The following is a 16,575-nucleotide window of genomic DNA, read 5'->3' as shown; positions in this document are numbered from 1 at the left end:
AAATATTCAGACTTTTTCTATACAATCATGGAAAAGCATAGAAAAGGGGGAAGCGGCTTTGTCCATATCCACACTGCAGAAAGAGATAAACAAACAGCTCGACGGCTGTTTTGAAGAAATGGTTGAGATCAGGCGCCATTTTCATATGTATCCTGAGCTCTCATTTCAAGAAGAAAAAACCGCCGCATTTATTGCTTCCTATTATGAATCGTTAGGAGTCCCAATCCGCACAAACGTTGGCGGCAGAGGGGTTTTAGCATATATAGAAGGAAGCGAACCCGGCCCTACAGTCGCTTTGAGGGCCGACTTTGACGCTCTCCCCATTCAAGATGAAAAAGATGTCCCTTACGCCTCCAAAGTGCCTGGTGTCATGCATGCATGCGGCCACGACGGCCACACCGCAGCTCTTCTCGCAGTGGCCAAGGTCCTTCACCAAAACAGACATGAACTGAAGGGAACATTTGTGATGATCCACCAGCATGCAGAAGAATATTATCCGGGAGGCGCAAAGCCAATGATTGATGACGGCTGTCTCGAAAACGCGGATGTGATATTCGGCACTCATCTTTGGGCAACTGAGCCGCTCGGAACTATTCTTTGCCGCCCCGGCGCCGTCATGGCGGCGGCGGACCGATTTACGATTAAAGTCTTCGGAAAGGGCGGCCACGGCGCTCATCCGCATGATACAAAAGACGCCGTCCTGATCGGTTCGCAAATCGTTTCCTCTTTGCAGCACATTGTCAGCCGCAAAGTCAATCCGATTCAATCCGCCGTCATTTCGACAGGCTCCTTCATCGCCGACAATCCGTTTAATGTCATCGCAGACCAAGCAGTACTCATCGGCACAGCGCGTTCTTTTGATGAAAATGTCCGGGACATTCTGGAGAAAGAAATTGAAGCGGTTGTAAAAGGAATATGCAGCATGCACGGCGCGTCCTATGAGTACACATATGAACAGGGTTATCCAGCGGTTGTGAACCATCCTGCAGAAACGAACCACTTGGTGAGCACCGCAAAGAATACCGAGGGCGTTCAGCAGGTCATTGACGGTGAACCACAAATGGGCGGCGAGGATTTTGCTTATTACTTACAAAACGTGAAGGGCACTTTTTTCTTTACAGGCGCCGCTCCCGAACAGCCAGAGCGAGTCTATTCCCACCACCATCCGAAATTTGATATCAACGAAAAAGCCATGCTGACAGCGGCCAAGGTCCTTGCCGGCGCTGCGATCACCTATCATCAGCTATAAAAAAACAGCCGGAGTGTTTATTCTCCGGCTGTTTCCTTTAATATCCTCAGATGAAAAACATGTCTTGCCGTTTCTCCAAGCTGAGCAAGCAGCTTATAATTGGCAATTCCGCCGACTGCCGCTCCTACGCCCGGCAAAAGCTGAAAAAGCTTCACGACGTCGATATAATCGCGATATTCCTGCTGGAACACTCTCCAGTCGATGCTCTTTTTCTCCGTCTCCCAATTTTCGATGACAGAAAAAAGCGACTTACGGCCATCGTCACTCGAAAACGCAAGCTGAAACACGAGCAGCAAAAATATCCTTTCTTGTGCATCCTTGACATCAAAGCCGTAAATGGAAGACAAGGTAAATAAACACTTCATCTTAATTGAAAGCAGCAGCGGAAAATCAGCAATGCTTAAAAAAATGCCGCCCGCTCCGGTGCCGACTCCCTCAGCAGCTGCCACTTTCTGATAAGAAACAATCGTTTTTTTCGCCAATTCATTTTTTTCACTGAGCGACAGTGCACTTGTATCCTTTTTATAAGTGATGATATTGGAGCCGGCCATTGTCGCTTCTACCATTTTTCTCACACTCTCGGTGACGACCGTATGGATTTTCTCAGGAATCCGTTCATTCACCTTCGTCTGGACACGCTTCGAAAAGCGTTCAAACATGGAATCCTTTCGCAAAAAATGCATTTTCCATTCCAAAGCTTCCTGCATCAGCAGCTGATTATCTGTCATTTGATTACCTCTTTTCAGTTCACAGCTTTCCGTGCTTTTTCAGCCTGGTTGTCATATAAGCAGGCAAAACAACAAAAATCAGAACGGCAGAACCGATCAGCGCGTACAGAAAACCGGTCAAGCCGGCTGCATAGGCAGATGCAACAGACATCAGCAGCGCTTGAATACTAAGTGCAGTTTTTAATAGAGAGAAATAGCTTTTCAGCTTTGTTTCTTTTTTCACAGGGTACAGCTCTTGAAGCGCCAGATGGTCAAAGTGGCCGAAGAGCGGCAGAAGCTGAATGCCCGTAATGAAAATGGCAAACACAGTCAAAACCGCTGTAATCAACGGGCTAGCTGAGACATACATAATGATCAGCGCGAAAACGATCGTTAATCTGACAAGAATGCCCAAATAATCACTCGAACGCAAAAAGGCGCGGGTGAACATATAGGCAAATGTTTTGCGCTGTTCAAACGGCACAAGCCGCAGCAAAAAGTCGAGATAAGCTCTGCGTTTGGCTTGCTTTCGCAAATGCGGCACATCAGTAAACAGGTTGGCAATCCGATAGAAACGCTGCTTTCGTCTCAATTCGGACTCAATATGGCTTTCCCATTTAAATGTTTTCCGTTTTGCTGCGGAAGACATATACAGATAAAGAACAGCCATAATGACATAGACGAGAAGCGCATACATATAAACAGATTGGAAAACAAAATAAAGAACGAGTGTATTCGCCGCAAAGCGAATGATGACGTCCATCCGTTTCATGCTGCGGTCGTTTTGGAAAGTCGTTCGCCATTCCATTACCTGATTCCACGCTTTCAGCAGCAACAGTTGGACAAAGACCGCGGCATACGATACGAGCGAAGCTCCCGGAGTGACTGCGAAATAAAGCGGCATCGCAACGATGCTCAGCGCAATCAGCGGAAACAGCTGAGACACATAGCTGTAGACAAACGCTTGCTTCAAGTAAGGCTCCATTTTTGCTTCAAGAGGCAATAAGAAAACAAGGTCAGCCTCCTTCAAAAGCGTTCGCACATAAGAGCTTGTCAACACGAGCGAAAACAGCACGGCCATCACCCAAAAGGACGGAAAGTGAGCGGGAATGTCCCGTATCCATTTGCTGTACCAGCTTGCAGCGCCCGCTAGAAAAAAAATCAAAACAATGACGAGGTGATCGTTGAGCATATATTTCATGTATGTTCTTGTTTCTTTGATATGCTCCTGCAGCCGCGACTGCCAAATATCAAGCATATTATTCATGGCCAGCGTCTTCCTTTGTAAGCTCAAGATACAAATCGTCCAGCGCCGCGTCCTTCATTCCAAACTGCTCTCTGAGCTCTGACAGCGTGCCGCGCGCCCGCACCTCGCCGTTATGTAAAATAATAAACGAATCGCAATAGCGTTCTGCCGTTGCCAAAATGTGTGTTGACATCAGCACGCTCGCCCCGCCTTTTTTCGCTTCATTCATCCGTTCAAGCAGCGCGTTAATGGCAAGCGGATCAAGCCCTAGAAAAGGCTCATCAATAATGTAGAGCGCAGGCTCTGCCAAAAAGGCGCACATAATCATAACCTTCTGCTTCATTCCTTTAGAAAAATGGGCCGGGAACCACTTCAGCCTCTTTTCCATTCGGAATTCCTTTAAAAGCGGAGGCAGCCTTTTCTCCATCGTTTCTTTTGACAGTCCATATGCCATGGCTGTTAGTTCAAGATGCTCCATCAGCGTCAATTCTTCGTATAAAACAGGTGTTTCAGGTATATAGGTAAATTGTGAACGGTAGCCTTCCGGATCCTCAGCAAACGTTTTACCGTTTAATTCGATTGAACCTTTATGCGGGTCCATCAGCCCGATGATGTGTCTGATTGTTGTACTTTTACCAGCACCATTCAGCCCGATTAAGCCGACAATTTGATTCGGTTCAAGGGTGAATGATACGTTTTTCAAAACCGGATTCCTTGTATATCCGCCGGTCAAGTCTTTTACCGATAGCAGAGACATAGTTTCTCCCCTTATAGTGTTTTTCTTCATAGTACCAAAAACAAGGCCTGATTTGAAACAATTCCCTTTTAACAAATGATGAATTTGCTGTCATAAAGAGACAGGGTTCTGGACATCATAATAGTTGTAGAGGAAAAGCATATCAACTGAAAAATGAGGTGTTTGTCAAAGACGTCTTAGAAACAGTTGGATAGAAAATAAACATGTCCAATGCTCAAACCATTTCTCTTCACTGAATTGATGAATTCTTCATGTATGAAGCAAATTGTCAAATGAGGTGTTTATCGCAGGAATCGTTAGGCATTAAACAAGTCTTCATTTTATTGACAAATGAGGTGCTTACCAAAGGCATAACATATTTTCTTCATATAAGCTCTTCCTCTGCATTCAGGGTGAACGCTCGCCGTTCATCCTGTTTTCTATTTTCTGCATTTCTGTGGTACGATGAGTGTATACATACTAAACAATTTCATAAGGAGGAACCCTCATGCATTGTGCAGAAAATTGTATCTTTTGTAAAATTATCGCCGGCGACATTCCATCCGCGAAGGTGTATGAAGATGAACATGTACTTGCCTTTCTTGATATCAGCCAAGTGACAAAAGGCCATACGCTTGTCATTCCGAAAACACATATTGAGAATGTATATGAATTTACAGATGAATTAGCAAAACAATATTTCCATGCTGTTCCGAAAATCGCCCGCGCTATCCGGGATGAATTTGAACCGATCGGCTTAAATACGCTGAACAATAACGGCGAAAAAGCTGGACAATCTGTGTTCCACTACCATATGCATATTATCCCTCGCTACGGAAAAGGAGATGGATTCGGAGCGGTTTGGAAAACGCATGCTGATGATTATAAACCGGAGGATCTGCAGAACATCTCTTCCTCTATCGCAAAACGCTTGGCCTCATCATAAGATGAGGTTATTTTATTTTGTGAACATTTCGCAAACATCCGTCAATTTCTTTTGATAATTCTAATTTTTTATCAAAAAACTGAATTTTTGTGATAGGATAATTGTATTATTTTATACATTAACGTGGAAAACAGGGAGAGATCATAATGGAACGTACAACGAATTTTAACGCAGGTCCTGCAGCGCTGCCACTGGAAGTTCTGCAAAAAGCACAGAAAGAATTTATTGATTTTAACGAATCCGGCATGTCTATTATGGAGCTTTCCCACCGCAGCAAAGAGTATGAAGCGGTGCACCAAAAAGCGAAAAGCCTCTTAATCGAACTGATGGGCATTCCGGAAGATTACGATATCTTGTTTCTTCAAGGCGGGGCAAGCCTTCAATTCTCAATGCTTCCGATGAACTTTTTAACACCTGAAAAAACCGCACATTTTGTCATGACAGGCGCTTGGTCTGAAAAAGCACTGGCAGAAACGAAATTGTTCGGGAACACGTCTATCACCGCTACAAGTGAAACAGACAATTACAGCTATATTCCAGAGGTTGACCTTACGGATGTAAAAGACGGCGCATATTTACATATCACATCCAACAATACAATTTTCGGCACTCAGTGGCAGGAGTTTCCGAATTCTCCAATTCCGCTCGTAGCCGACATGTCCAGCGATATTTTAAGCAGAAAAATCGATGTGTCTAAATTTGACGTGATCTACGGAGGCGCCCAAAAGAACCTCGGCCCTTCCGGCGTGACTGTAGTCATCATGAAAAAAAACTGGCTGAAAAATGAAAATGCGAACGTCCCAAAAATCCTGAAATATTCCACGCATGTCAAAGCGGATTCACTCTACAACACTCCGCCGACATTTGCGATTTATATGCTGAGCCTCGTTCTGGAATGGCTCAAGGAAAACGGCGGTGTGGAAGCTGTTGAACAGCGCAATGAACAAAAAGCGCAGGTTCTCTACAGCTGTATTGATGAAAGCAACGGCTTCTATAAAGGACATGCCAGAAAGGACAGCCGCTCACGCATGAATGTCACCTTCACGCTTCGGGATGACGAATTAACGAAAACATTCGTTCAGAAAGCAAAAGATGAGAAGATGATCGGCCTTGGCGGACACCGTTCGGTGGGAGGCTGCCGCGCTTCTATTTATAACGCGGTCTCTCTCGAAGACTGTGAAAAATTAGCTGCGTTCATGAAGAAATTCCAGCAGGAAAATGAGTAAAAAGTCTGGCTATGCAAACCGTCCGTTTGGTATACTGTTTGCATAACACATTCTGTAAAGCCTTCGCAATAAATGATGAGCATATTATTGGAGGGCAAAAAGCTTAGCAGAGGAGAGCATAGTTATGAAAACAAAAGAGTTAGTCATTATGGCTCTGTTTGCCGCAATCGGCGCAGCGCTTCATTCCATTATTCCGCCCTTTTTAGGCGGCATGAAACCAGATATGATGCTGATCATGATGTTCATGGGCATTCTGCTGTTCCCGCGGGTGCAAAATGTACTCGTCATCGGGATCGTGACTGGAATCATTTCCGCGCTTACAACCGCGTTTCCAGCCGGACAGATCCCTAACATCATTGATAAACCCGTATCAGCATTTCTGTTCTTCTCCCTGTTTCTCTTGTTCAGAAAGAGCCGGAAAACAGGTGCAGCCGCTGTGCTGACAGTGATCGGGACCATCTTATCAGGAATTGTGTTTTTATCGTCAGCTTTATTGATCGTCGGTTTACCGGGCGGTTTAGCCGCATTGTTCGCGGCTGTTGTTCTGCCGGCCGCTGTGCTGAATACAATCTCAATGATCATTATTTATCCGATTGTGCAAACCATTTTAAGGCGTTCAAGCTTTATGGAAGCTGCTAAATAATTGTCACACAAAACCTCTTCCGCTTCCGGGAGAGGTTTTTTTGAACAGAGCGCCCGCAGCATGTCAGCATGTTTTAAGCGAGGAGTTTTGTGAAAAAGATAAGACATAGTGTAAAGGCGGTTCCGGTTGAACAAACAAGCGCTTTCTGCCGGATGACTTTCTTGGGCGGATAAGAAGCAGCCTGGCTGAGAAGTCTGATATAGTAAACAGCGCCTGAAGCGAAGGCAAGGGTGATGCAAGATAACACAATCAAAAAGACAGACAACCTTCTCCCTCCTTTTCACTTAAAAAATATGCTAAAATAAAGCAAGCTATGTATAGAAGTTCAGGCTTTCAACAAAAATGAAAAATGCTGAATGAATCCTATTTTGAAGAAAAAGACGGGGTGATTGTAATGGCGAGCGGACGTTCTCTATTAACAGGACTATTCGTAGGCGGCATCATCGGAGGAGCAGCGGTTCTTCTTACTGCACCTTCCTCAGGAAAGCAGCTGCGTGAAAAAATGAAAACCAACTATGATTCTTTTGAAGAAACAATCAAACGCTTAAAGTCAGACGGGCTTGCATTAAAAGACCAGCTGATCAAAGCGGCAAAAGAAAGCACGGATGTTATTAAAGACGTGGGCGGCGAGCTCCAAACATCAATTAAAAAATGGCAGGAAGAGATCAAGCCTCACCAGCAGGATTTGCAAAAAGAAATTGCCGATATCGAAGAGAAAATCAGACAGCTGGAGAAAACCTTACAAAACTAATATCCTATTCAAAAGAAAAAAATGCGGGCCAAAATTGGACCCGTATTTTTTTTGGCCGAAAAACCCTTCCGCCGCAATGGTTTGTGAATTTATTAAAAAATTCTTACATTTTCATCTTTATTAATCTTTATTTTATTGGCATAATAGAGAAAAAGAAAAAGAGAAGCAGGTGACGTAATGAATCGAGTGGAACCGCCCTATGATGTGAAAGAAGCTCTGGTTTTCACCCAGAAAATGGCTCAGCTTAGCAAAGCTCTTTGGAAATCGATCGAGAAGGATTGGCAGCAATGGCTCAAACCGTATGACCTGAATATTAATGAGCATCATATTTTATGGATTGCGTATCAATTGAATGGAGCTTCCATTTCTGAAATCGCGAAGTTCGGGGTCATGCACGTATCAACCGCATTCAACTTTTCAAAAAAGCTGGAAGAACGGGGATATTTAAGGTTCTCCAAACGGCTGAATGATAAACGGAACACATATGTCCAATTGACTGAGGAAGGTACCGAGGTATTCTGGAGCTTGCTTGAGGAATTTGATCCGACACGCAACGCTGTTTTTAAAGGGTCACAGCCTTTGTATCATTTATTCGGAAAATTTCCTGAAGTGGCAGAAATGATGTGTATGATACGCCATATCTACGGCGATGATTTTATGGAAATTTTCGAAACGTCACTCACCAATATTGACAATGACTTTGAAAGCGTAAACGGAAAACTGAAGAAAAAAGCAAAGGACAGTGTTGCGGATGAACCGGCTGAAGAGCTTGAACCTGTAAACAGTTAATCAAAATGCTTCATGATGTCGATAAAGACTTCCATCAGCTCTTGATAAAGCCCCTGCTCATACAGGGCAAAAATCGTTTCATGAACATCTAATTTTTCATTCAGCTGTCCGGCAAAAAGCGCAAGGAGCTTATCAAAGGTTACAAATCCTTGCGCTTTTTGTGTTGCCAGCTCTTCCGACAATTCATCGCATATCCTCATAACCGCTTCCCCTTCTTCCTTGCTCAGCCCTTTGTCAATGAGAAGCGCATAGAAGGGGTACCTGTCCATATCTACTGTTTTCACTAATAATTGTATGTAATATTCTAATCGCTCAATGCGATGATCCATCGAATCCATCCACACCACTTCTTTCTATCTTTAATCTTATTTTAGCTGATAATTCACTGAGAAGAAAGTTCTAACCCCATATTTCGCAGTTTGTTTGCTTGTTTCAAAAAAATACCTGCCGGATGATATTTTTTCTTAAAAAAGCATTGATTTTTTCTCTTGGGAGGAGTAAATTATTTTGAGATTCTATTCAAGATGTATGGAAGGATGACTTTGATGAATTGCTGGAAGACCATAAATCTCATGAAGGATTATGGCGCCGTTCGCATAATATTAACTGCTGTATGTTTTATGATTTTGGTTTTTATATCTACCTTTTTAGCTTTTGAGCTGCTGCGGCCTGGCACAAGCTTAAGCGATGAATATGTATCTTTATTCGGCGGTTTGCTCGTCGTTATTTTATTTGTACATAAAGTCATCCATGTCCTGCCAATCATCTGCAAAAAAAGAAAAATAGAAAAAAAGTTTTACATATTGCGCATGCGCACATGGAAACGTATACCAAAAACAACAATGCTGATTTCACTCGTCAGCCCGTTCTTGCTGATTACACCGGTATTGTTTTACGCAGCACTGGCATTTCCGAATCATGCTCATTATTTCTGCATGATCTTGGGCATTCACGCCGGCTACTGTCTGCCTGATTTCCTGCTGGCTCTCAAGCTGATAAAAGCACCGAAAACCGCTTTTATTGATCAGGAAGCTGACGGCTTGGATATTCTTGTTGAAAAGTAGTCAAACCCTGGTGCTGGTGGCGATTTTTCAATTTGCATTCTATCTTTTTTAATAAATATTTGGTAATGTAATATGGGACAGTTCAGAGAGAGGGGGAATCTCCCATCATTTTATTCTATTTTATCGTGGCTGCCGTGTTTATTTTATATTTCATAAACAGGCTCACCAATACATTATGCCTTGTCAGAGAGATTCCTGAAGAGCGGCAAGATAAGGTATTCCGATTTATTAATGTATCTATATTAATTTTACTGATCTCTTCGTTTGTGGAGATCTCCTTTACAGTGTAAATACGAAAGAAAGCATAGCTGCTGATTAAGCAGCTATGCTTTTTTATGTTGATTAGTACAGCCAAGAAGCGCCGATGATAATCAATAAAATAAATAACACAACCAATAAAGCGAATCCGCCTGCAAATACTTCACCCATCTTAAAAAGCACCTCCTGTAATAAGCTTTATTTACCAATTACATGTTATGCAATTCATGTTTGAAACGATTAGGCGCTAGTGAAAATAAAGGATCGCTTATGTTGCAAGCGATCCTCGGGCTGCTTAGTAGATGTAAGCTGCACCTACGATGATAAGCAAAATGAACAGTACTACGAGCAACGCGAATCCGTTAGAGTATCCTCCGCTCATGTTACATACCTCCTTTTCTTGATCAATATATAAGTATGTCATCAGCAAAAGTTTGACTAGACGAATGCCCTTTATTTAAAATCTTTTTACAGAAAGCCACAATATGTTATGATACGCATAGGTAATTTAATTTGGAATGATTAGGAGTGTTTGAAAACAATGAAGAAAATCGCAATAGCAGCTATCACTGCTACAAGCATCCTCGCTCTCAGTGCATGCAGCAGCGGCGACAAAGAAGTCATCGCAAAAACTGACGCAGGCGATGTCACAAAAGGCGAGCTTTACACAAACATGAAGAAAACAGCTGGCGCAAGCGTACTGACACAGCTAGTGCAAGAAAAAGTATTGGACAAGAAGTATAAAGTTTCGGATAAAGAAATTGACAACAAGCTGAAAGAATACAAAACGCAGCTTGGCGATCAATATACTGCCCTCGAAAAGCAATATGGCAAAGATTACCTGAAAGAACAAGTAAAATATGAATTGCTGACACAAAAAGCGGCTAAAGATAACATCAAAGTAACAGACGCCGATATCAAAGAGTACTGGGAAGGCTTAAAAGGCAAAATCCGTGCAAGCCACATCCTTGTTGCTGATAAAAAGACAGCTGAAGAAGTAGAGAAAAAGCTGAAAAAAGGCGAGAAGTTTGAAGACCTTGCGAAAGAATACTCAACAGACAGCTCTGCTTCAAAAGGCGGGGATCTTGGTTGGTTCGCAAAAGACGGTATGATAGCTGATTTCAGCAAAGTTGCATTCAAATTAAAAACAGGTGAAGTCAGTGATCCTGTCAAAACGCAATACGGCTACCACATCATTAAAAAGACAGAAGAACGCGGCAAATACGATGATATGAAAAAAGAACTGAAATCTGAAGTACTTGAACAAAAATTAAATGACAACGCAGCTGTTCAGGAAGCTGTTCAAAAAGTTATGAAGAAAGCTGACATCGAAGTAAAAGATAAAGATCTGAAAGACACATTTAATACATCTTCAACAAGCAACAGCACTTCTTCATCTTCAAGCAATTCTAAATAATAAAAAAGCTGTGCGGCTCAATGAGCCGCACAGCTTTTTTTATGCGATGGAATGGTTTTGATTTTCTTCTTCATGCTGCTGAGAACTGCGGCGTTCTCGCTCCTTTTCCATCCTCTCCATATAAATCTGCCCTTCTTTTTCAATAAAAGCCTGGTCTACTTTTTCTTCCTCTTTGGCTGCCGCCACAAGTTTATATGCGCTGAAAATGATGCCTACAATACAAAGATACACCCACCATGGAAAAAATAACACGGGCTCCTCCCCCTTTTGCATAGATTCTTTATTCTTAACCATATGCGGGAATGAGACGAGTTATGTGCGGGAAAGACGCATCAAAAAGGACTGAGCTGAATATGTCAGCATCAGTCCTTTTTAAGTTATTTATGAAATGTCGGTTTATAAAAGGAACGGTTTTCCAGCGCAAATACACGTTCAGTATACTCGCCCGGCTTCACGCGCTCAAGCGCTCTGTCCATCATATTCATTTTTGCATCCAGATTGTCTATATAGTGAAGAATTTCCGCTTCTTTCACCATCGGTGGTTTCGGGCTGCCCCATTCTGCTTTGCCGTGGTGACTCAAAATCAAATGCTGAAGAATTAACACCTCTTCAGAATCGATTTGAAGCTCCTCAGCAGCTTTTGAAAGCTCTGTCACCATGATGGAAATATGGCCGAGCAAATTGCCTTCAACCGTATATGAAGTGGAAACAGGGCCGGACAGCTCCTTCACTTTTCCAAGATCATGCAGGATAACACCGGCGTAAAGCAGATCACGATCAAGAGAAGGATATAAATCTGCTATTGCTTTCGCCAGGTTCAGCATAGAGACAACATGATACGCCAAACCTGAGACAAACTCATGGTGGTTTTTCGTAGCCGCCGGATAATCCATAAACTCAGCTTCGTGTTTTTTAACCAAAAACCTTGTGATTCGCTGGATATTCGGATTTTTCATTTCAAATATATATTGAGTGATGGTATCCATCATTTCATTTTTCGGAATCGGCGCGGTTTCTAAAAAATCATCAATATTGACGTTTTCTTGCTCGCTTACCGGTCTGATATTTCTTAGCTTCAGCTGGGTGCGTCCGCGATAATGGTGAACATCGCCGACGACCTTGACAATCGTCTGCGGCGCATAGGTCACTTCATCACTTTGCTTGGCATCCCACAGCTTCGCTTCAATATCGCCTGACTGGTCTTGCAGCATCAGCGTCAGAAACGGTTTTCCATTGCTTGCAATCCCTTTCGTCGAGGATTTAATCAATAGATACTGGTCCACCTGTTCGCCAACCTCATGTAGCATAATCCCTTTAGCCATTCTATTAAAGCTCCCTCCGTATCTTACATAATACCAGTATATCACATACCGATTTTCAGCTATAGAACCTCTTTTATGACACCAAATGGATGATTTGGCTGCTATGAAATGCATCTTTTACGTGCTCATGGCATGTAAAATACAAAATCTGCCTACCGCCTTTGGATAAATCATACAGAACATGTAATACACGTTTCAGCCTTTCCTGATCAAAATGAACAAAACTGTCGTCAAGCTGGAACGGAAGCATTGACCCATCCTGGCGCGTAACGGCCAAAGCAAATCGGATCGCTGTATACAGCTGTTCACATGTCCCTTGTGACAGCTCTTCCGCATGATAGACAGTTCCATCGCGATGCATAACCATGATCGAATCATCCGTTTCGGAAAAATAAATGGTTTGGTAGTTTCCGTCAGTCAGAGGGCGGAAGAATTCTCCTGCCGTCTCCAGAAGGCGCGGAAGCTCGATTTTTTTATGCCGCTCCAATTTGTTTCTGATCACCTGTTTGACCATTTGTATGGAGGCCCATTTTTTAGCCGTTTCTTTCACACGTTCTTTTTGCATTTCGGTTTGAAGCTTGAGGTCTGAGACCAATCCCGAAGCCTCTAATTGTTCCTGTTTGACTGAGAGCAGTGCGATTTGGCTGCGGAGCTGCTCGATCTCCTCAGTCAGCCGCTCTTTTCTTTCATTCTCAACAAATTGCTTATCTTTCAATTCAGAAAGCGTATTGGAATCCGCCAGTTCAAGTTCCTCCGGGTGCTCGCCTTGAAGCTGTGCGTTTACGTGATGAAGCTTGTTCTCCGTATCCTTCAATTGCCTGCTGATGTCGGCTATGGCAAAAAACGCATCTCTGTCTTTTGCAGCAGCCGCGGCAAATAACTGTTCAATCTGTGCGTGGAAATACTGTATTTCTTGCTCAAGTTCAAGCATCTGTTCCTTTGTATAATGAATATCTGTTTCAATTTCCTTTTTTTGCTTCTCAATTTCTTTTTCACGTTCAATGTTTTTCCGCAATGTGTGAAGGGCGTCCGAAATGGAGATATCCTGACTCTGATTCACGGGAAGAAGCATACTGACACGTTCTTCGAATGTTCTCCGGTGCTTTTTCAGCCTGCCTGCTTCTATGGTCAGCTCATGCTTTTTCTTCACTTCTTTTTTAACATCCTTCATTAAGCTGTATGCATCAAGCAAAAATGATGGATCTTCCTTAAATCCGAGCTCATTCATAAAACGCTCAACCTGTGTAAAGGACGGCGCCATTTCGGCTTCCCACTGTTCAAACTGCTGGATGACCCTTTCATACGCCGCCTCTTTTTGCTGGAGCGCTGCACGCTGTGTGAGAAGGTGCTGCTTATTGCGGTCATCCTCCCATAACGCTTCTCTAAGCATTTCAGCTTCTGCTGGTGAAATATCCGTCATGGGCTGTCTTGTCTCTCGGCTGTTTCGAGAAGACGATTTTCCTGAAACAAGCCAATACACAATAAGTGCAGCGCCGAAACTTATGGCGGGAATCCATTGCTGCAGCAGAGAAAAGAGAACGATGAACAACATACCAGCTGCAATGACAGTCTTTTTCTGTTTAGCCTGCTGTCTTTCAAAAAACGTTAGCTGTTCTCTGAGCTTCGCTTGCTCTTGGTGCTGCCCCTGTGTTTCATCATATGCTCTAAGAGCTGCTTCTTTATCTTTTCTTTGGCTGTTTTCAAGAATCACGGACGAAGCGGCACGAACGGCCTTTTCCGCGTCTTCCAGCTCTTGCCGGGCAAGTTCAAACGTCTCGTCAAGCTGCCGTTTTCTGTCTCTTGCCTGTACATATTGCTGCACCGCTTGCTGAAGCTGCCATTCATAATCATATGAGGTGTTCATATTCAGGAGCTCATTTTCATCCGTTTTATTGAGCTGTTCCAGCCCTGCCGCTGTCTGCGCAGACGTCTGGCGCAGCTGTGCCTGAATGGCTGCCAGCTGTTCTCCCCAGGATTGGTACATATGAAACGCTGCCGAAAGCTCTTGTATCAGCGTTTCTTTCGCCAATAGTTCTTTATCGGGGATAAGCTTTTGCCTCTGTTTGTCCAACTCCGCCATCTTCACCCGAAGCGCCTCAAGCTGTGCTGATTTCGGGTGAAGATGGGATTCATATTTTTCCAGCTGATGCAGTCCGTCAGCAGGAAATTGTCCTGCGTGTTCCGGAAATTCTGCAATCACCTGTTCGAGTGTCGCTTTTTCATTTAGCAGCGGCTTTCGCTCAATCGCTCCCTCAATCATTCGGATATGTCCCGCCGTCTCTTTCAATTCGGTTTCCGCGGCTGCAAGGCGGGCTTCAAGCGTTCGTTTTTCCTCGAGAAGCTGATGATAGCCCGCTTCCTCTGCTTCAGCCTGTTTTAGCTTAACTGCCAGCTGCTTAAGCGTTTCCAGCTCCTGATTCAATTGAGGGTTTCGCCCATTTGGTTTATAGAGCCTTTCGCTTTCCTTCGTCAGCCTTGAATCAAGCTTTGATACGGCTTCAGCACCAAACAAGCTGGAAAAGAGCAAAAATTCCCCTATCTTGTCCCGATTAAAGGCGTGAATTTCCTGCAGCCCGAATACGTCGAACGAATATATGGCTTTGTACAACGACCTGTCTGTGCCCTGGAACAGCTGCTTTAAAACATCTCCCTGCTTTACTTCGCCCTTTTCTGTGTACACGCTTAGTTTTTCGGCAGTCCCTTTCGTCCGTTCGATCTTCAGCACCCCATACTCAGGATGTTCAGCTTCAAGAACACCGCCGTAGACACCGCCTGTTTTCGGTTCATACTTTTTCGTTTTCGGAAAACCGAACAGCATGCTTTCAATGAATGACATCATCGTCGTTTTTCCTGCCTCATTTAATCCGTAGATGACTTGGACAGGAGAGGCGGAAAAGTCAAAGGTCCGATTGGAAAATTTTCCGTATTGGTAGATATGTAAAGATATAATTCGCAAAGCTGTCACCGCCTCATGTATCAAGCACCTTAAGCTGTCTTTTCAATAATATCTGTGCCTGCTCTTTTATTTCCTTTACCTCCTCTTGGCTAAACCGGTCCGCGTGCCTTCTATACACTGGATGCCGCTCAAGCCCTTCCAGCACGTCTGACAGATCGCTGCGATCAATGTCTTCAAATAAACCGCCAAAAAAAGGATCAAGGTTTGTTAGGTTTGCTTCGTTTTCTGTCTCATCGTCCAATCTAAGAGGCCAAACGAAATGTTCCTCTTCCGCTTCTTGTTCCTGAAGAGCTTCAAGAAACTCATCCAAGGTGCCTTTTGGCGCCTCCAGCAGCCATTCCGGCGCCGTCCCTTGTAAAACAAGCCTTACACAAACAGGGCTCCCCTTTTTCCGCAGCTTCGAAAACGTGTCCTCCACCATTTGGAAGAGGGCTGTCATATTCTTTGCCTCCGTCACATCAACCGCCGCTTTTTCCCACAGGACATCATGCGCTCTCTGAAATTCATAAGATATATCTCCGTTTGTCACATGAACGAGATAATAGCCTTTATCTCCCGTCTCCTTCATATGGCGTGCTTGCGTGTTTCCCGGGTAAATGACTGCCGGATGCTCGGCAGATAGAACCTGGCGTTTATGTATATGGCCAAGCGCCCAATAATCCATCCCGCTTTTCACGAGGTCGTCATGTGTAAACGGGCAATACGGATCGTGTCCTTCAGATCCTGACAGCGTGCCGTGGAGCATGCCGATATGAAACGGTGCGTCAGTTGATCTCCGATAGCGGGCGGCTTGGTTTTCCGTCACTGCTCTGGCTTGATAGCTGAAGCCGTAAATGCTTGCTATGCGCCTGCCTTCTTTAAAAAACGATTTTTCTTCTGGAACAGCGGACGAAAAAATATGGACATTCTCAGGCCATTCAATCGGCGTCCACTCCCCGCCAAGATGATCGTGATTCCCAAAGATGACATATACCGAAATTCCGCACTCTCTGAGTCTTTCAAACTGTTTTTTCAAAAAGAGCTGAGCCTTTAAGCTTCGATTGGCTTCATCAAACAGATCTCCCGCCAGCAAAATGAAATCAACGTGCTCTCTCACTGCGGCGTCTATCATATGTCTCACGCTTGCAAACGTGCTTTCTTTAATCCGGGCAAAAATCGGCTCCGGCAGGTGCGATATCCCGTAAAACGGGCTGTCAAGATGAAGATCTGCCGCATGAATAAAGGTTAGATCAGTCAACATTCTGCTCCTTTCCAGGATGAAGTAC

20 protein-coding genes are annotated in these 16,575 nt (G+C 43.9%); 9 read left to right on the top strand and 11 right to left on the bottom strand.

The window, feature by feature from the left end:
- Positions 1-58 precede the first annotated feature (58 nt).
- A complete protein-coding gene (gene sndC / locus bslm_RS05350; protein ID WP_041052746.1) occupies positions 59-1,249 on the top strand; it encodes an N-acetyl amino acid acetylase SndC in 1,191 nt (396 codons plus the stop codon).
- A 17-nt stretch (positions 1,250-1,266) separates the two neighbouring features.
- Here the strand turns inward: sndC and bslm_RS05345 are convergent, their stop codons facing one another.
- The 3 genes from bslm_RS05345 to ecsA are packed head-to-tail and all read right to left on the bottom strand — an operon-like array spanning position 1,267 to position 3,959.
- Positions 1,267-1,977 (bottom strand): EcsC family protein, encoded by a 711-nt coding sequence (locus tag bslm_RS05345; protein WP_041052749.1) that lies wholly within the window; start codon positions 1,975-1,977, stop codon positions 1,267-1,269.
- Between the two features lie 19 nt (positions 1,978-1,996).
- Positions 1,997-3,223 carry an ABC transporter permease EcsB gene (ecsB, locus tag bslm_RS05340; RefSeq protein ID WP_041052751.1) on the bottom strand — a complete coding sequence of 409 codons (1,227 nt, stop codon included), beginning with the start codon at positions 3,221-3,223 and terminating at the stop codon, positions 1,997-1,999.
- Complete coding sequence (gene ecsA / locus bslm_RS05335; protein WP_003233230.1) at positions 3,216-3,959, bottom strand: ABC transporter ATP-binding protein EcsA; 744 nt, start codon at positions 3,957-3,959, stop codon at positions 3,216-3,218. The genes ecsB and ecsA overlap by 8 nt, the downstream gene beginning before the upstream one ends.
- 487 nt (positions 3,960-4,446) lie before the next feature.
- Here ecsA and bslm_RS05330 point away from each other — a divergent pair, with 487 nt between their 5' ends.
- From bslm_RS05330 to trpP, 3 genes are all read left to right on the top strand, one after another.
- The gene (locus bslm_RS05330) at positions 4,447-4,884 is read left to right on the top strand and encodes an HIT family protein (protein ID WP_003233231.1); all 438 of its coding nucleotides are present in this window, start codon (positions 4,447-4,449) and stop codon (positions 4,882-4,884) included.
- 146 nt (positions 4,885-5,030) lie between these two features.
- Complete coding sequence (serC, locus tag bslm_RS05325) at positions 5,031-6,110, top strand: 3-phosphoserine/phosphohydroxythreonine transaminase (RefSeq protein WP_046380899.1); 1,080 nt, start codon at positions 5,031-5,033, stop codon at positions 6,108-6,110.
- Between the two features lie 124 nt (positions 6,111-6,234).
- Positions 6,235-6,753 (top strand): tryptophan transporter TrpP, encoded by a 519-nt coding sequence (trpP, locus tag bslm_RS05320; protein ID WP_015715602.1) that lies wholly within the window; start codon positions 6,235-6,237, stop codon positions 6,751-6,753.
- A 73-nt stretch (positions 6,754-6,826) separates the two neighbouring features.
- Here trpP and bslm_RS05315 read toward each other — a convergent pair whose 3' ends face one another.
- Positions 6,827-7,018 carry a membrane protein YhzF gene (locus tag bslm_RS05315; RefSeq protein ID WP_014476318.1) on the bottom strand — a complete coding sequence of 64 codons (192 nt, stop codon included), beginning with the start codon at positions 7,016-7,018 and terminating at the stop codon, positions 6,827-6,829.
- A gap of 129 nt (positions 7,019-7,147) precedes the next feature.
- On the opposite strand from bslm_RS05315, the gene bslm_RS05310 reads away from it, so the two are divergent.
- Both bslm_RS05310 and bslm_RS05305 read left to right on the top strand, forming a co-directional pair.
- Complete coding sequence (locus bslm_RS05310; protein WP_003245875.1) at positions 7,148-7,504, top strand: YtxH domain-containing protein; 357 nt, start codon at positions 7,148-7,150, stop codon at positions 7,502-7,504.
- 177 nt (positions 7,505-7,681) lie between these two features.
- A complete protein-coding gene (locus tag bslm_RS05305) occupies positions 7,682-8,293 on the top strand; it encodes an HTH-type transcriptional regulator Hpr (protein WP_029726315.1) in 612 nt (203 codons plus the stop codon).
- Here bslm_RS05305 and bslm_RS05300 read toward each other — a convergent pair.
- Complete coding sequence (locus tag bslm_RS05300) at positions 8,290-8,631, bottom strand: YhaI family protein (RefSeq protein WP_009966921.1); 342 nt, start codon at positions 8,629-8,631, stop codon at positions 8,290-8,292. The genes bslm_RS05305 and bslm_RS05300 overlap by 4 nt on opposite strands.
- Before the next feature lie 207 nt (positions 8,632-8,838).
- Here bslm_RS05300 and bslm_RS05295 point away from each other — a divergent pair, with 207 nt between their 5' ends.
- Both bslm_RS05295 and bslm_RS20520 read left to right on the top strand, forming a co-directional pair.
- On the top strand, positions 8,839-9,357 hold the full coding sequence (locus bslm_RS05295) for a DUF3267 domain-containing protein (RefSeq protein ID WP_015715601.1): 519 nt from the start codon (positions 8,839-8,841) through the stop codon (positions 9,355-9,357).
- Between the two features lie 107 nt (positions 9,358-9,464).
- The gene (locus bslm_RS20520) at positions 9,465-9,647 is read left to right on the top strand and encodes a hypothetical protein (RefSeq protein WP_024571667.1); all 183 of its coding nucleotides are present in this window, start codon (positions 9,465-9,467) and stop codon (positions 9,645-9,647) included.
- A 52-nt stretch (positions 9,648-9,699) separates the two neighbouring features.
- Here the strand turns inward: bslm_RS20520 and yhzE2 are convergent, their stop codons facing one another.
- Positions 9,700-9,786 (bottom strand): sporulation protein YhzE2, encoded by an 87-nt coding sequence (gene yhzE2, locus bslm_RS05290; RefSeq protein ID WP_003155248.1) that lies wholly within the window; start codon positions 9,784-9,786, stop codon positions 9,700-9,702.
- A 124-nt stretch (positions 9,787-9,910) separates the two neighbouring features.
- The gene (gene yhzE1, locus bslm_RS20515; protein WP_003327753.1) at positions 9,911-9,997 is read right to left on the bottom strand and encodes a sporulation protein YhzE1; all 87 of its coding nucleotides are present in this window, start codon (positions 9,995-9,997) and stop codon (positions 9,911-9,913) included.
- Positions 9,998-10,156: 159 nt separating this feature from the next.
- Between yhzE1 and prsA the strand changes: the two genes are divergently transcribed.
- A complete protein-coding gene (gene prsA, locus bslm_RS05280) occupies positions 10,157-11,032 on the top strand; it encodes a peptidylprolyl isomerase PrsA (protein WP_029726316.1) in 876 nt (291 codons plus the stop codon).
- 39 nt (positions 11,033-11,071) lie between these two features.
- Here prsA and yhaL read toward each other — a convergent pair whose 3' ends face one another.
- From yhaL to bslm_RS05260, 4 genes are all read right to left on the bottom strand, one after another.
- Complete coding sequence (yhaL, locus tag bslm_RS05275; RefSeq protein ID WP_003233252.1) at positions 11,072-11,284, bottom strand: sporulation protein YhaL; 213 nt, start codon at positions 11,282-11,284, stop codon at positions 11,072-11,074.
- A 125-nt stretch (positions 11,285-11,409) separates the two neighbouring features.
- Complete coding sequence (yhaM, locus tag bslm_RS05270; protein WP_003245698.1) at positions 11,410-12,354, bottom strand: 3'-5' exoribonuclease YhaM; 945 nt, start codon at positions 12,352-12,354, stop codon at positions 11,410-11,412.
- A gap of 73 nt (positions 12,355-12,427) precedes the next feature.
- Positions 12,428-15,319 (bottom strand): DNA repair/recombination ATPase SbcE, encoded by a 2,892-nt coding sequence (gene sbcE / locus bslm_RS05265; protein ID WP_082098092.1) that lies wholly within the window; start codon positions 15,317-15,319, stop codon positions 12,428-12,430.
- A 4-nt stretch (positions 15,320-15,323) separates the two neighbouring features.
- Complete coding sequence (locus tag bslm_RS05260) at positions 15,324-16,550, bottom strand: metallophosphoesterase family protein (RefSeq protein ID WP_046380897.1); 1,227 nt, start codon at positions 16,548-16,550, stop codon at positions 15,324-15,326.
- Between the last annotated feature and the right edge of the window lie 25 nt (positions 16,551-16,575).

The organism is Bacillus sp. LM 4-2 (genome assembly GCF_000978495.1).
Classification (GTDB): Bacteria; Bacillota; Bacilli; order Bacillales; family Bacillaceae; genus Bacillus; species Bacillus subtilis.
Note: the sequence above shows the minus strand (reverse complement) of the source record. Positions and strands in the feature narration are given on the sequence as shown.

What these genes read in the sequence shown, in the direction of transcription:
- bslm_RS05345 (WP_041052749.1), bottom strand. Translation starts at nt 1,977, where the DNA reads ATGACAGATAATCAGCTGCTGATGCAGGAAGCTTTGGAATGGAAAATG.
- trpP (WP_015715602.1), top strand. Translation starts at nt 6,235, where the DNA reads ATGAAAACAAAAGAGTTAGTCATTATGGCTCTGTTTGCCGCAATCGGC.
- yhzE1 (WP_003327753.1), bottom strand. Translation starts at nt 9,997, where the DNA reads ATGAGCGGAGGATACTCTAACGGATTCGCGTTGCTCGTAGTACTGTTC.
- yhzE2 (WP_003155248.1), bottom strand. Translation starts at nt 9,786, where the DNA reads ATGGGTGAAGTATTTGCAGGCGGATTCGCTTTATTGGTTGTGTTATTT.
- bslm_RS05300 (WP_009966921.1), bottom strand. Translation starts at nt 8,631, where the DNA reads ATGGATTCGATGGATCATCGCATTGAGCGATTAGAATATTACATACAA.
- prsA (WP_029726316.1), top strand. Translation starts at nt 10,157, where the DNA reads ATGAAGAAAATCGCAATAGCAGCTATCACTGCTACAAGCATCCTCGCT.
- bslm_RS05295 (WP_015715601.1), top strand. Translation starts at nt 8,839, where the DNA reads ATGAATTGCTGGAAGACCATAAATCTCATGAAGGATTATGGCGCCGTT.
- bslm_RS05305 (WP_029726315.1), top strand. Translation starts at nt 7,682, where the DNA reads ATGAATCGAGTGGAACCGCCCTATGATGTGAAAGAAGCTCTGGTTTTC.
- bslm_RS05330 (WP_003233231.1), top strand. Translation starts at nt 4,447, where the DNA reads ATGCATTGTGCAGAAAATTGTATCTTTTGTAAAATTATCGCCGGCGAC.
- yhaM (WP_003245698.1), bottom strand. Translation starts at nt 12,354, where the DNA reads ATGGCTAAAGGGATTATGCTACATGAGGTTGGCGAACAGGTGGACCAG.
- bslm_RS05310 (WP_003245875.1), top strand. Translation starts at nt 7,148, where the DNA reads ATGGCGAGCGGACGTTCTCTATTAACAGGACTATTCGTAGGCGGCATC.
- serC (WP_046380899.1), top strand. Translation starts at nt 5,031, where the DNA reads ATGGAACGTACAACGAATTTTAACGCAGGTCCTGCAGCGCTGCCACTG.
- ecsA (WP_003233230.1), bottom strand. Translation starts at nt 3,959, where the DNA reads ATGTCTCTGCTATCGGTAAAAGACTTGACCGGCGGATATACAAGGAAT.
- bslm_RS05260 (WP_046380897.1), bottom strand. Translation starts at nt 16,550, where the DNA reads ATGTTGACTGATCTAACCTTTATTCATGCGGCAGATCTTCATCTTGAC.
- ecsB (WP_041052751.1), bottom strand. Translation starts at nt 3,223, where the DNA reads ATGAATAATATGCTTGATATTTGGCAGTCGCGGCTGCAGGAGCATATC.